At 65.9% G+C, this 11,995-nt stretch carries 15 protein-coding genes and 1 pseudogene; 8 read left to right on the top strand and 8 right to left on the bottom strand.

Features of this window, described 5'->3' with window-relative positions:
* Positions 1 to 112: 112 nt before the first annotated feature.
* Positions 113 to 652 (bottom strand): DinB family protein, encoded by a 540-nt coding sequence (locus tag LJ362_RS02545; RefSeq protein ID WP_264800606.1) that lies wholly within the window; start codon positions 650 to 652, stop codon positions 113 to 115.
* Between the two features lie 398 nt (positions 653 to 1,050).
* Here LJ362_RS02545 and LJ362_RS16865 point away from each other — a divergent pair.
* Positions 1,051 to 1,617 (top strand): annotated as a pseudogene (locus LJ362_RS16865) (aminotransferase class I/II-fold pyridoxal phosphate-dependent enzyme); the annotation flags it as partial.
* Between the two features lie 113 nt (positions 1,618 to 1,730).
* Positions 1,731 to 2,135 (top strand): aminotransferase class I/II-fold pyridoxal phosphate-dependent enzyme, encoded by a 405-nt coding sequence (locus tag LJ362_RS16860; protein ID WP_413774219.1) that lies wholly within the window; start codon positions 1,731 to 1,733, stop codon positions 2,133 to 2,135.
* Positions 2,136 to 2,257: 122 nt separating this feature from the next.
* On the opposite strand, the gene LJ362_RS02535 is transcribed toward LJ362_RS16860, so the two are convergent.
* The gene (locus LJ362_RS02535; protein WP_264800605.1) at positions 2,258 to 2,944 is read right to left on the bottom strand and encodes a TetR/AcrR family transcriptional regulator; all 687 of its coding nucleotides are present in this window, start codon (positions 2,942 to 2,944) and stop codon (positions 2,258 to 2,260) included.
* A gap of 63 nt (positions 2,945 to 3,007) precedes the next feature.
* On the opposite strand from LJ362_RS02535, the gene LJ362_RS02530 reads away from it, so the two are divergent.
* From LJ362_RS02530 to crcB, 5 genes are all read left to right on the top strand, one after another.
* The gene (locus LJ362_RS02530; protein ID WP_264800604.1) at positions 3,008 to 3,763 is read left to right on the top strand and encodes an SDR family oxidoreductase; all 756 of its coding nucleotides are present in this window, start codon (positions 3,008 to 3,010) and stop codon (positions 3,761 to 3,763) included.
* A 70-nt stretch (positions 3,764 to 3,833) separates the two neighbouring features.
* Positions 3,834 to 4,163 (top strand): nuclear transport factor 2 family protein, encoded by a 330-nt coding sequence (locus LJ362_RS02525; RefSeq protein WP_264800603.1) that lies wholly within the window; start codon positions 3,834 to 3,836, stop codon positions 4,161 to 4,163.
* A 234-nt stretch (positions 4,164 to 4,397) separates the two neighbouring features.
* A complete protein-coding gene (locus tag LJ362_RS02520) occupies positions 4,398 to 5,006 on the top strand; it encodes a universal stress protein (protein WP_264800602.1) in 609 nt (202 codons plus the stop codon).
* A 14-nt stretch (positions 5,007 to 5,020) separates the two neighbouring features.
* Positions 5,021 to 5,545 carry a fluoride efflux transporter FluC gene (locus LJ362_RS02515; protein WP_264800601.1) on the top strand — a complete coding sequence of 175 codons (525 nt, stop codon included), beginning with the start codon at positions 5,021 to 5,023 and terminating at the stop codon, positions 5,543 to 5,545.
* Positions 5,542 to 5,919 (top strand): fluoride efflux transporter CrcB, encoded by a 378-nt coding sequence (gene crcB, locus LJ362_RS02510; protein ID WP_264800600.1) that lies wholly within the window; start codon positions 5,542 to 5,544, stop codon positions 5,917 to 5,919. The genes LJ362_RS02515 and crcB overlap by 4 nt, the downstream gene beginning before the upstream one ends.
* A gap of 190 nt (positions 5,920 to 6,109) precedes the next feature.
* Here the strand turns inward: crcB and LJ362_RS02505 are convergent, their stop codons facing one another.
* Positions 6,110 to 7,186, bottom strand: a complete 1,077-nt coding sequence (locus tag LJ362_RS02505) for an NADH:flavin oxidoreductase/NADH oxidase (RefSeq protein WP_264800599.1) — start codon at positions 7,184 to 7,186, stop codon at positions 6,110 to 6,112.
* A gap of 159 nt (positions 7,187 to 7,345) precedes the next feature.
* Between LJ362_RS02505 and LJ362_RS02500 the strand changes: the two genes are divergently transcribed.
* Positions 7,346 to 7,690 (top strand): ArsR/SmtB family transcription factor, encoded by a 345-nt coding sequence (locus LJ362_RS02500; protein WP_264800598.1) that lies wholly within the window; start codon positions 7,346 to 7,348, stop codon positions 7,688 to 7,690.
* A 210-nt stretch (positions 7,691 to 7,900) separates the two neighbouring features.
* On the opposite strand, the gene LJ362_RS02495 is transcribed toward LJ362_RS02500, so the two are convergent.
* From LJ362_RS02495 to LJ362_RS02475, 5 genes are all read right to left on the bottom strand, one after another.
* The gene (locus LJ362_RS02495) at positions 7,901 to 8,353 is read right to left on the bottom strand and encodes a MaoC/PaaZ C-terminal domain-containing protein (protein WP_264800597.1); all 453 of its coding nucleotides are present in this window, start codon (positions 8,351 to 8,353) and stop codon (positions 7,901 to 7,903) included.
* Positions 8,354 to 8,395: 42 nt separating this feature from the next.
* The gene (locus LJ362_RS02490; protein ID WP_264800596.1) at positions 8,396 to 9,190 is read right to left on the bottom strand and encodes an enoyl-CoA hydratase/isomerase family protein; all 795 of its coding nucleotides are present in this window, start codon (positions 9,188 to 9,190) and stop codon (positions 8,396 to 8,398) included.
* Positions 9,191 to 9,451: 261 nt separating this feature from the next.
* Complete coding sequence (locus LJ362_RS02485; protein WP_264800595.1) at positions 9,452 to 9,913, bottom strand: DUF3151 domain-containing protein; 462 nt, start codon at positions 9,911 to 9,913, stop codon at positions 9,452 to 9,454.
* 22 nt (positions 9,914 to 9,935) lie between these two features.
* The gene (locus LJ362_RS02480) at positions 9,936 to 10,853 is read right to left on the bottom strand and encodes a hypothetical protein (RefSeq protein ID WP_264800594.1); all 918 of its coding nucleotides are present in this window, start codon (positions 10,851 to 10,853) and stop codon (positions 9,936 to 9,938) included.
* Positions 10,850 to 11,929: a glycosyltransferase family 2 protein gene (locus tag LJ362_RS02475; RefSeq protein WP_264800592.1), complete on the bottom strand. Its 1,080-nt coding sequence runs from the start codon at positions 11,927 to 11,929 to the stop codon at positions 10,850 to 10,852. The genes LJ362_RS02480 and LJ362_RS02475 overlap by 4 nt, the downstream gene beginning before the upstream one ends.
* Positions 11,930 to 11,995 lie beyond the last annotated feature (66 nt).

The following is an 11,995-nucleotide window of genomic DNA, read 5'->3' as shown; positions in this document are numbered from 1 at the left end:
GAAGTGAAAGGGGATGTCATTACTCCTCAAGTCTACTGGGTCACACTGACGCAGCCGCCATCCGGAGCATTCCCTCCCCGAGGCGGCGCCCCGTCACAGAACCACACCATCCTCACAGAGCGACCCCGGACCAGCCGCCGCGTCTCCCCCGTTCGGCGAGGATCTGCTCGCGGAGGATGTCCGAGTGGCCGCAGTGCTGGGCGAGTTCCCGCAGAACGTGGAGAAGGATCCACCGCAGCGGCATCGGTCCGGCCCGATGGCCGGTGAGCACGGTGTCGAGGTCCATCCCCTCGATCGCCGAGTGCGAGCGTTCGACCGCGGCCCGATAGTCAGCCGAAACGCTGGCGATCGTGTCCGACGAGTCGAGGAGGAAGGAGTCCTTGGAGTCGTGCGGCAGCCCGTAGTCGACCCGACTCCGACCGGTGACCGCCTCACCGAACCAGTCTGTTTCGACGAACACTGCATGTTTGAGCAGAGACAGCAGGCGGGTTCTGCTCGGCACCAGGGACCGCCTCGCATCGTCTTCGCTCAGGTCGTCGAGACTCCCGAGCAAGTGCTGCCGGTGTTCGTCGATGAACGTTGTGAATTGTGCGGCCAGATCGGCCTCTCGCATGGCGAAGGTGCTGTTGGCGTCGACTCCGTTGTCCGTCATGGACCCAGCTTAGAGCCGCCTCGGCGGGGGTGGACCGAACCGAACGACGACTCGCCCGAAATCGCAGGCGATCAGCATCCTTGTCCGCCACGTCCCCCACCCCTATGCTGAAGTGACCCACGTACACCGTCGTTCGGGCAGGAGCCTTGGCATTGTCGCCGGAGCCGTCGACTTCAGGGCATCACCGCTCAGAGGAGGTCGCTCATGTCCACCACGTCAATGCATCCGGCCACGAGTGCTTCGCAGAACCAGCCCGAGAACCAGTCTCAGTCCCCCGCGCTGCCCTACGCCCGCCGCCGCGATCAGCTCGTCGGCTCCGTCATCGACGCCTCCACCACGGTGCTCGCCCAATATCACCACGACATAGTCAAGTTCGGCATGGGGCGCCCGCGCCGGACATGCTGCCGGCCGCGGACTTCGCCCGCATCGCCGCGCAAGTCTTCTCACCGGAGAACTTCACATACGGTGAGACGAAGGGCGAACCCATCCTCATCGAAGCCCTCCACGACTATCTCGCCGCCACCGAGCAGATCCCGCGCGAACAGCAGGGGAACCGCGACCGCCTCCTCATCACCTCCGGAGGCATGCAGGGTCTCGACCTCGGGTTCAAACTCTTCGTCACCCCCGGTGACCTCGTCGCCTGTGAGTCGCCGACCTATACGAACGGTTCGGCGACGGCCATGAGCTATGAGGCGGAGATCCTCGAGATCCCCGTCGACGAAGACGGCATGCAGATCGACGTCCTGGAGGAGCACACGAACCGCACCGGGCGCGCGCCGAAGGTCATCTACACCGTCCCGACCTTCCAGAACCCGGCCGGAGTGACGATGTCGCTGCCGCGTCGCGAGCGCCTGCTCGAGTTCGCCCACCGCCACCGGTCGGTCATCATCGAGGACAATCCGTACGGAATGCTGCGCTTCGAGGGCAAGTCCCTGCCGGCGCTGAGCGATCTGAGCCCGAACGATCCCCTCATCTTCGGGGTGCGCACGTTCTCGAAATTCGTCGCCCCGGGCTGCGGGTCGGTTGGATCGACGTCGATCCTGAGGTCCGTGAGCTCGCCGTCAACGCCAAGCAGACGATGGACTCCTGCGCCCCCGTTCCCAACCAGCACCTCATCGCCCGCTGGCTGGCCGAAGGCGGCGCGGACTCGCACGTCGAGGTCCTGCGCAAGGCGTACCGCGAGCGGAAGATCGCGATGTCGGAAGGGCTGGAGAGACTCTTCCCCGGAGAGATCCGAGCTACCGATCCCGACGGCGGATTCTTCCTGTGGGTGACCTTCGAGGATGAATCCATCAACACCGAAGACCTCATGAACACCGCGCTCGAGGAAGGTGTGGCCTACATCCCCGGCCCCGCGTTCTCCCCGGCCGGGAACTTCTCGAATGCGCTGCGCCTGTGCTTCGCCTCGGCCGCGCCCGACCGCATCGACGACGGTCTGCAGCGTCTCCGCCGCGCTGTCGACCGGTACCGCGCGGAGCGCTGATTCCGACGACACCTTCGCCGAGGCGGCTCCGACCTTGCCCGGGTCGGACGTCGGAGCGCTCCCGCACCGACGTCCGCCTCGCCCGAGCGAATCGGGAGCGGCCGCCTGTTCGGCGACCGTTCTCAGACCTCGCCGAGGCGGCCGATCCATTGGATGAGGAGCTGAGTCTCCGTTTCGCCCAGGATGTCCGGGTTCGCCGCAGCATGTTCGATGACGGCGTGACCCAGACGACCATCGCCCGGTTCCGTCTGTCCGGTTCCGGTGATGGCGGCGAGGACGCCTTCACGGACGCCTGCTGAAAGTTCGGGATCGTTCCTGCCTTGAATGATCAGCCGCAGGGTGACGCCGATATTCGTGGCGAGCACATGAGCGGCCGCCTGCTCGTGGCCGACGACGAGCCGTCCGTCCTGTTCTGCTTTGAGCGTCAGACCGCGCAGAATCTCGCTCGGCTTCGACTGTGCCTCGGGTGAATAGCCGGGCCTGACCTTGCCGTACATGAGGGTGTAGAAACCCGGATTCTCCAGTCCGAAGGCGACGTGAGCATCCCAGCCCAGACGCAGATCCTGAATCGGGTCGCCGCTGGATTCGGTCGAGGATTTGGCCGACAGATACATGTCGAAGCCACGCTCGACGACGGCCTCGATCAGCCCCTGCTTATTGCCGAAGAAATGGTACAGAGTGGGCATCTTGACCCCCGCCGCGTCGCAGACCGCGCGCAGAGAGAAGTCCTCTCCGGGCGCCGCGGCAATGAGGTCGGCGGCCGCTTCGAGCAGACGGGTCCGTGTATCCGTTTCCTCAACTTCTGTCATATCGCTATATTATAGTGTATCGTCGATATAGCCCGATGTAACAACGATACGGAGGTTGAAACCATGACCGAACAGACTCTGCAAGGCAAGACCATCCTCATCGCAGGAGGCGGGAAGAACCTCGGCGGACTCATCGCCAGGCAGACCGCAGCAGCCGGAGCCGATGTCGCCATCCACTACAACTCGGAGTCAACGCGCCCGGAAGCTGAAGAGACACTCGCGGCCGTCGAATCCAGCGGATCGAAGGGCGTTCTGCTCACCGGAGATCTCACCAAGCCCGCCAACGTCGAGAGGCTCTTCGACGATGCCGTCTCCGCGCTGGGGTCCATCGATATCGCGGTGAACACCACTGGCAAGGTTCTGCGCAAGCCCATTGCGGAGACCACCGAGGACGAGTACGACTCGATGTTCGACATCAACGCGAAGGCCGCTTACTTCTTCATCAAGGAAGCAGGCAGACACCTTGCCGACAATGGGAAGATCGTCACCATCGTCACTGCCCTGCTCGCCGCGTTCACCGACGGCTACTCGACCTATGCCGGCGGCAAGAGTCCGGTCGAGCACTTCACCCGGGCCGCGGCGAAGGAGTATGCCGACCGCGGCATCTCCGTCACCGCCGTCGCGCCCGGGCCCATGGACACTCCCTTCTTCTACGGTCAGGAGACCCCGGAACGAGTCGAGTTCCACAAGTCGCAGGGCATGGGCAATCGACTGACTCACATCGAGGACATCGCACCGATCGTGCGATTCCTCGCCACGGAGGGCAGCTGGATCACCGGGCAGACGATCTTCGCCAACGGCGGTTACACCACTCGCTGAGGCGGACACGACACTTCCGTCCCCCTCAGCACCCATCCGACAATCACCTCCCGAAACCACAGGAGCACAAATGTCAGATCTGCAGATTCCCGAACCGGTCGCCGGCTTCATCGACACCGTCAACGCTCACGATGACCAGGGCTTCCTCAACGCATTCACCTCTGACGGAGTCGTGGATGACTGGGGCCGCGAGTTCCGGGGCCGAGAAGCCATCAAGGCGTGGAGCGACAAGGAGTTCATCGGCGCAACCGGCATCCTCACGCCCGAGGAGGTCACCGTCGACGGAGACGACGTCATCGTCGTCGGCGATTGGCGCTCCACGCATGCCAACGGTCGGTCTTCGTTCGCCTTCGCCATCGACGGCGACAAACTGAGCCGGATGACGATCCGCGAAGGCTGAGGCTCAGCGAGCGCTGACACCCCAGCGGGGCCGTCGGATGGCCGGCCATCTTCGGAGGCCGGCCATCCGACGGCCCTTTCGCTATGGTCCTGTGGCACAATATTGGTGTCGCGCCTGCGCGGCACGGCGGTGGGGCTCGCCGTACCCAACCTCGGAAACGAAACTTCGGTGTTCGTCTTCGACAACAGTCCCTACCTCGACCGGCTTCAGCATGCCCGAAAGGTAGGAGAGACCATGACCGCCAGCCCCGATCCGAGACATCGCGATCCGAAACATGACGGTCCAGCGCGCGCCCGCATCATCCTCGGCGTCGCCCCCGATCAGCCCGCCGAGGTGATCTCCGCCGCCGCGGACTACGCCGCCCATTTCGACGCCGAGCTCGTCTGCGCCCACGGCTACAAATCCCGCTATACCGTTGAGACCCGTCCCGACGGTTCCGTGCTCTCGACGCCCATCGATCCGGATACCACCGACGAGGCGGCCACCGAATTCGACCCCGAACTCCAGGACCGCATCGCTGCCGCCCTGGAACGCACGAATGTCGCCTGGTCGACTCGCGCGCTGGCCGGATCGCCGGCACAGGAACTCGACCGGCTCGCCACGGCGCTCGATGCCCGCATGATCATCCTCGGCGCCCGCCGCGCAGGTGTTCGCGGCTCATTACATGAGTTCTTCAACGGTTCGGTCGCAATCCAGCTGTCCAGGCGCCAGCATCGCCCCCTCGTCGTCGTTCCATCGGCGACAGGCACCGACGACATGAACGACCCCGAAGCTCCTGCGACACCGCCGACCCCAGACGTCTCTCCCACTGCTGAGCCTCAAACCGGCGAGGGCAAGCAGTGACCCGGCCGGTCCACATGCGCCTGTCCAATCTGGGCCTTGCATTCCTCGGCGGCACATTCGGCACGGCTGCTCGCGAGGCAGTCAGCCTTGGCCTGCCGGCCGTCAGCGACGTGCCGTGGGCGATCTTCACGGTGAACATCCTCGGGGCGTTCCTGCTCGGCCTGCTGTTGGACGCTCTGGCGCGCAGCGGTCCCGATGAAGGGTGGCGTCGCCGAGCGCGGATCCTGGTCGGCACCGGCTTCATGGGCGGGTTCACCACGTACAGCGCGCTGGCCGCGGATACGGCGGGCCTCCTCGGCGCGGATCCGGGCGGTGCGAGCAGCCCCGGCATCGGCCTTGCCTACGCGGTGGGAACGGTACTCATCGGCGGTCTCGCCACTTTCGCCGGCATCGCCACGGCGACGACGTTGCGTCGAGGCGGCGCTGAGGTCGACGAGGTGGCCGACGATCTGCCGATCGAACCCGATGCCTGGGACGAGGACACCGCGGATGCCGGTCCCGATGCCTCTGCCGACCGTCACCCGGGAAGTGCCCGATGACGCCGCTGGTCTTCATCGCCCTTGCCGCCGCCGGCGGGCTCGGCGCCTCATCACGAATGCTGCTCGACGGACTCATCAAGTCCCGCGTGAGCACGGCCCTACCCTGGGGGACGATCATCATCAATGTTTCGGGATCACTCGTGCTCGGACTGCTGACCGGACTGGCCGGTGCGAATCTGCTGCCGGAAGCCTGGCACCTGGTGCTCGGCACGGGATTCCTCGGCGGCTATACGACGTTTTCTACGGCGAGTTTCGAAACGGTCCGACTTCTCCAGGAACGTCGCTGGGCGGCGGGCCTGGTCAATGGGTTCGGCACCCTCGCCTTCGCCACGGCGGCCGCGGCGATCGGAATGTGGCTCGGCGGCCTGGCTTAGCTGCGACCGACCGTTCTGGACTCAGCCACATCTCCACACGCTCACCCTCGGCGAGGCGCTGTACGCGCAGATGACAGACGCCGAACGGCCCAGTTGAAGTCGCACAGCACACATTTGAACATGTGCTGTGCGACTTCATCTGGGCCGTCAGCGTATGAGCGCCGAGCCGCTCCAGCGAATTGAGCTCAGCTCACTTATACGCGCGGTGGTACTGAGCCGGGCGGTAGTCGATATCGAAGCGCAGGGCGTCGGCGGCCCGGAGCGCGAAGTTCGGGTCACGCAGGTGTTCGCGGCCCACGAGGATCGCATCGGCCTGACCGGTGGCCAGAATGTGCTCGCCCTGGAACGGTTCGCTGATCAGTCCCACTGCGGCGGTCGGCAGCCCCGACCCTTGACGCACGCCGGCGGCCAGGGTCGTCTGGTAGCCGGGACCGACGGGAATCGACGCCATCACATTGCCGCCGGAGGAGACGTCGATGAGGTCGACGCCGTGTTCCTTGAGCCATCCGGCGACGTGGACGGTGTCGTCGAGTGTGAGCCCACCGTCGGTCCAGTCCGTCGCGGAGAGGCGCACGAACACGGGAACGTCGTCGCCCACCTCGGCGCGGGTGGCATCGACGATCTCGAGCAGCAGTCGGGCCCGGTTCTCCAAAGTTCCGCCGTAGGAGTCGGTGCGCGTATTGCTCAGGGGCGACAGGAACTCATGAAGGAGGTACCCGTGTGCACCATGGATCTCGACGAAGTCGAACCCGGCCTCGATCGCCCGACGGGCCGAGGACCGGAAGGCCGCGACCACCTCGGCGATCTCCGTCTCAGTCAGAGCCCGGGGTTCGGCAAGACCCTCGAAGGCCAACGCAGACGGAGCCACGGTCTGCCAACCGCCCTGCTCGACCGGGACGCTGCCATCGCCGTCGGTCCCCCACTCGGGATATGTCGAGGCCTTGCGGCCCGCGTGGCCGAGCTGGATGCCGGCGGCCGCTCCCTGCGAGTGAAGGAAGTCGACGATGGGGGCGAAGGCGTCGCGCTGCGCGTCATTCCACAGCCCCAGGTCCTTCGCCGAGATCCGCCCCTCCGGAGTGACTCCGGCGGCTTCGACGATGACGGCTCCCGCTCCTCCCCTGGCCATGGCGCCGTAGTGGACGGTGTGCCAAGGCGCGGGGACCCCGTCAAGAGTCTCAACGGAGTACTGGCACATGGGCGGGACCCAGATGCGGTTGCGGAACGTGAGTCCGCGTAGGGTGAGCGGTTCGAACAGCAGATGAGACATGACACCTCGTGATCTCGTCGAGAGTAGTCGATCGGAAGTATGAGATTCTTCGTACTTCGGGTTCGCACTCTACTACGATGAATTTCGTACTACCAAATGTTTCGTACAATGGTGGGGTACGACATCAGATCGATGCGATGGCGAGAAGGGAGGATCCAGGTGCGCACACTCGACCACCCCCGCAGGGACGAGATGAGACTCGACACCGTCCTGGCCGCCCTCGCCGACCCGGTCCGCCGGACCGTCGCCTGCAAACTCAACGACGCTTTCGGCGATCATGCGTGTGCGACCTTCGAGCTGCCGGTGTCGAAGTCCACGGCGACCTACCACTTCCGCACTCTGCGCGAGGCGGGAGTCATCCGCCAGGAGTACGAGGGCACGAAGATCATGAATACCCTGCGCAAGGACGATCTCGACGCCCGTTTCCCCGGCCTCCTCGACGCCGTGTTCGCCGCCCAGGACATCGAACGCGCCGAGGCGACCGCCCCCGATTCTCGAGCCTGACCCGACCGGAACGCCTCCGCCCCGACGCGGCCGAGACGCGCGAACAGGCTCCTCTCCCCCGCGTGAGCCGCGTCCCTCACCCACGATCGAAAATTAAGTGTGCTCAGATTGCACGCTGCTGGTGAGTAGACGTGCAATCTGCGCACACTTAACTCGCACTCTGCACGGCAGTCGGCCCCGGGGCGCGGAGGCTGCCGTTTGAAACCGGCCTCAGCCAGGCCGCACTGACACCAGCATCGTGAGGGTGCCCGCCTGGACGACCTCGTCGTTCTGATTGAGCACCTCGACGCGGAAGTCGACGATGCCGTCGGACGGGGCAGACTTCGACAGTCGCCGGTCGGTGATCTCGTAGCGCATGTGGATCGTCTCGCCGAAGAACACGGGAGCGCTGAAGCGCCAGTCCTTGACGCCGAGGAACGCGGTGATCGACTCGTCGAACTCGCCGCTGCGGGTGAGCATGAGCCCGATCGCGTAGGTCAGCCCGACCATCCCGTGGGCGATGCGCTGGCCGAACCGGCTCTTCGCCGCGACGCGTTCGTTCGTGTGCAGCGGGTGGAAGTCCCCGGTGAGCTGGGCGAAGGAGACGACGTCGGATTCGGTGATCGTCCTCGCCGGGCTCGTCCACCCGTGCCCGATGGTCAGGTCCTCATAGAAGAGGGTCATGCCGCGCCTCCTTGCGCTTATCCGTTGAGTTCAGTGGAAAGCTCAGTCGTCAGATTTCGCCGCGGCGGCTCCGAAGTTCGGCGCCCGCTTCTCGAGGAATGCGGCGATCCCTTCGCTCGATTCCTCGCCGGCGATCGCGAGGGAGATGAGACCGGTCTCGGTGGCCAATGCCGCCGGCGAGATCGCCCGGTCCGCGCGAACGGCTCGCAGCACCGATCGCACCGCGTTCGGGCCTTGGGCGGCAATGCGCTCGGCGATCGCCAGAGCGGTGTCGACGACTTCGTCAGGTGCGGTCGGCGGGACCGGGGTGATGCCGAGTTCATAGGCACGCTGCGCCTTGAGCGTCTCGCCCGTGAGGATGAGGTGCAGTGCGGTGGCATCGCCGACTGCGCGCGGCAGACGCTGGGTTCCGCCGTAGCCGGGAATGAGTCCGAGTCCGACCTCGGGCAGCCCGAGCGCGGCCTTCTCCGACAGCACGGTGAAGTGGCAGGCCAGGGCGAGTTCGAAGCCGCCACCGAGGGCAAGGCCGTTGACCGCGGCGATGATCGGCACCTCGACGTTCTCGATGGCGGCCATGATCGACTGCCCGCGACGCATCTTCACCTGCGCGGCGTCGGCGTCGAGGGTGGAGTCCTCCTTGAGGTCGGCACCGGCGCAGAATGCCTTCTCGCCGGCTCCGGTGATCACCAGGGAACGGACGTTCGGGTCGGATTCGGCACGGTCGACCGCCTCGGCAAGGCCGTCGAGGACCTCGGCATTGAGCGCGTTGTGGGCGTCGGTCCGGTTGATCGTGGCGAGCAGAACGGGTCCGCGGGCCTCGACGGTGAGGGCGTTCATCTGGATCCTGTCTCCGGGCGTGCGCGGCGATCGGCACACGGCGGCGAGTGGTCGGTTACCCGCACTCTAGGCCCAGCGACCGCGCCCGGCCGCGCGCTTCCCCTATGCGAGACGCAGCGCCGGCACCGCAGCGGCCCGACAAGCAGAAAAGCCCAGTTGACGACGAAAAGCACATGTTCAAACCGGTGCTATTCGTCGGCAACTGGGCTGCCACCGATTCAGAGCCGAGACTACGGCCCGAACCTCACCGAGCGAGTCGTCTCACTCCCCGCGGCCGATGGCCTCCACGGCCGTCGGGTCGGACGAGTGCAGGAACTCTTCGATGCGGGCGGCCTCTTCGCCTTCGCCGATCGCTCCGGCGGCCCGGCCGAGGGCGTAGAGCGCACGGAGGAATCCGCGGTTGACCTCATGCGAATACGGGATCGGTCCCGCGCCGCGCCAACCGGCCGCGCGCAGGGCATCGAGGCCGCGGTGGTAGCCGACGCGCGCGTAGGCATAGGCGTCGACGAGGCGGCCTTCCTTGTGCGCTTCATCGGCGAGTTCCGCCCAGGCCAGGGACGAGGCCGGCAGTGCGGCAGCGACATCGATGGGCTCTTCACCTGCGTCGATGCGATTGCGAGCGTCGACGTCCGGGTGGTCGTCCGGCAGGTAGGTCGGCTGCGGGCCGAGCTGGCTGGCATCCAGATTTCCGATATGCGACGGGTTGCCGATGGGCTGAGTCATTGCGTCTCCTTGGTTGTCGAGTTCAGTCGGTCTTCACTTCGGACGGCAGGACCGTGTACGGGTTCGCACTCAGCGCGCCGGTGACTCCAGCATCGGCGAGCTTATCGAGCTGCTTCTTGTCTTTGACGTCGATGGCCCAGACGTCGAGGTCGACTCCGGTCCATTTCTCGGCGGCCTCGGCCTCGACGGCCAGGGCCGTGTATCCGGCGCCGGACAGCGATTCGTTCCCGGACGCCGTCACGTCCCCGGTGAACATGGCGCCGACTCCGGCATCGGCGGCGGCACGGGCCACCTCGGGGTCATCGGTGCGCACGAGCGTCGAGTCCTCGAGCCCCGCCTCGGTGATGGTCTTCAGTGCCGGGGTTGCCACCTCGGCGGAGTCGATGGCGGGCATGAAAACGGTGTCCCCGCCGAACTCGTCGACGATCTGATCCCAGGTCATCGGTTCGCCGGGGCTCGTGTCCTTGCGGGCCGGTTTGATGGTCTGGTCGAGGAATTCCTCGGCGTCGAGCTCATCGAGGCCCTGCTTCAGGCCCATGTCCTTCGCCGCCGTCTGCGGGTTCGCGGCGACGATCGTGCCGTCGCCCAGCGCGGTGAGGGTAGGTGCCGGTAGGTAGCCGAACTTCACGTTCTCGGTGAAGGCGAGCTGCGAGTTCGCCGGGTACACCGACGATCCGCCGTCGAGGGCGCCGACGGCCGGCGGATTGAGCGAATCCACGGTCAGCTGATCATCTGACTTCACGAAATTGAATACGAGCACGCCCGCGACGAGGAGGACCACGATGGCACCGGCCCACAGCGGTGCGTTGAACTTCTTCGGCGCGGGGCGGTCGGGCACGGGAATGCGTTCGTTCGACTCGGGATCGGGAGTCGGCAGCGGATCGTTCATGCCGCGGCCATAGCGATCCTGGTGGGGCTGGCTCGGCTTCTTCTTGCTCATCGGCTGCTGTCCTTCGTCGTTCCGGCTCCGGTGACGAGTCCCCGGAGGAACCCGGCGCCCCAGCACAGGTGCATGGTCGGCAGGACGATGCCGAACCAGAATCGCTCGCGTCGTCCGCAGTCCTTCGCCGCCGAGGCGGTGGCCAGGATTCCGGCGATGTAGCCGAAGCTGGGCACGTGGATGAGGGAGGTGAAGCGGCGGAGGAACTTCGGCCACCGCTTCGTCGATCCGGACAGCTGGAGCAGGGTCTCGATCACGGCCGCACTCATGCCGAGCACGAGCAGCGGCGGGGCGAAGTAGCGGATGGAGTTCTGCGATCCGTAGCGGCGGATGAGTTCGGCACGCCAGATTCCGGTGGCCCAGAACTGCTGCGCGATCTTCGACCAGGTGCCGCGCGGCCAGTAGGTGACTTCCATGTCCGGGTTGAACCAGATGCGGCCGCCCGCGGAGCGGATGCGCAGGTTGAGTTCCCAGTCCTGTCCGCGTTTGATTCCTTCGTCGAATCCGCCGAGGTGGTCGAACACTTCCCGACGGTAGACGCCGAGGTAGGCCGATTCGGCTTCCTGCGCCTCGTCGCCGGAGTGGTAGGCGGGACCGCCGAGGCCGACCGGGGACATATAGGCCCGCGCCACGGCCTTCTGGAAGGAGGTCTTGCCGCGGGCGAGCATGAGTCCGCCGCAGTTCGCGGCCTTCGTCTCACGCAGGGTGTCGATGGCCTGCCTGGTGTAGTCGGTGCCGAGACCGGAGTGCGCGTCGACTCGGATGATCACCGGGTGCCGGGTTGCGGCGATCGCGAGGTTGAGTCCGATCGGGGTCGCGGCCTGCGGATTGTCGACAGTCTGGATCCGCGGATCGCGGGCGGCCATCGTTTCGATGATGGCGTTCGTATCGTCGGTCGAGGGGCCCAGGGCGAGGACGACTTCTTTGTCCCCGTCATACTCCTGACCGAGGATCGTGGTGATCGCCTGCTCGATGTGTTCGGCCTCGTTGAGCACCGGCATGATGAAGGAGACACCGGGCTTCTCGTTAAGCGGCGGGAGGCCCTCCGGGGTCAAGATCTCAAGTACTTTCGACACGCTGTCAATCTTCCCATACCCGCGCGCACTCGGTCTTGAGGGGGCGTACAGGTGGAGCCCGACACG

Source organism: Brevibacterium sp. JSBI002 (assembly GCF_026013965.1).
GTDB lineage: Bacteria > Actinomycetota > Actinomycetes > Actinomycetales > Brevibacteriaceae > Brevibacterium.
This window is presented reverse-complemented; position numbering and strand designations above follow the sequence as displayed.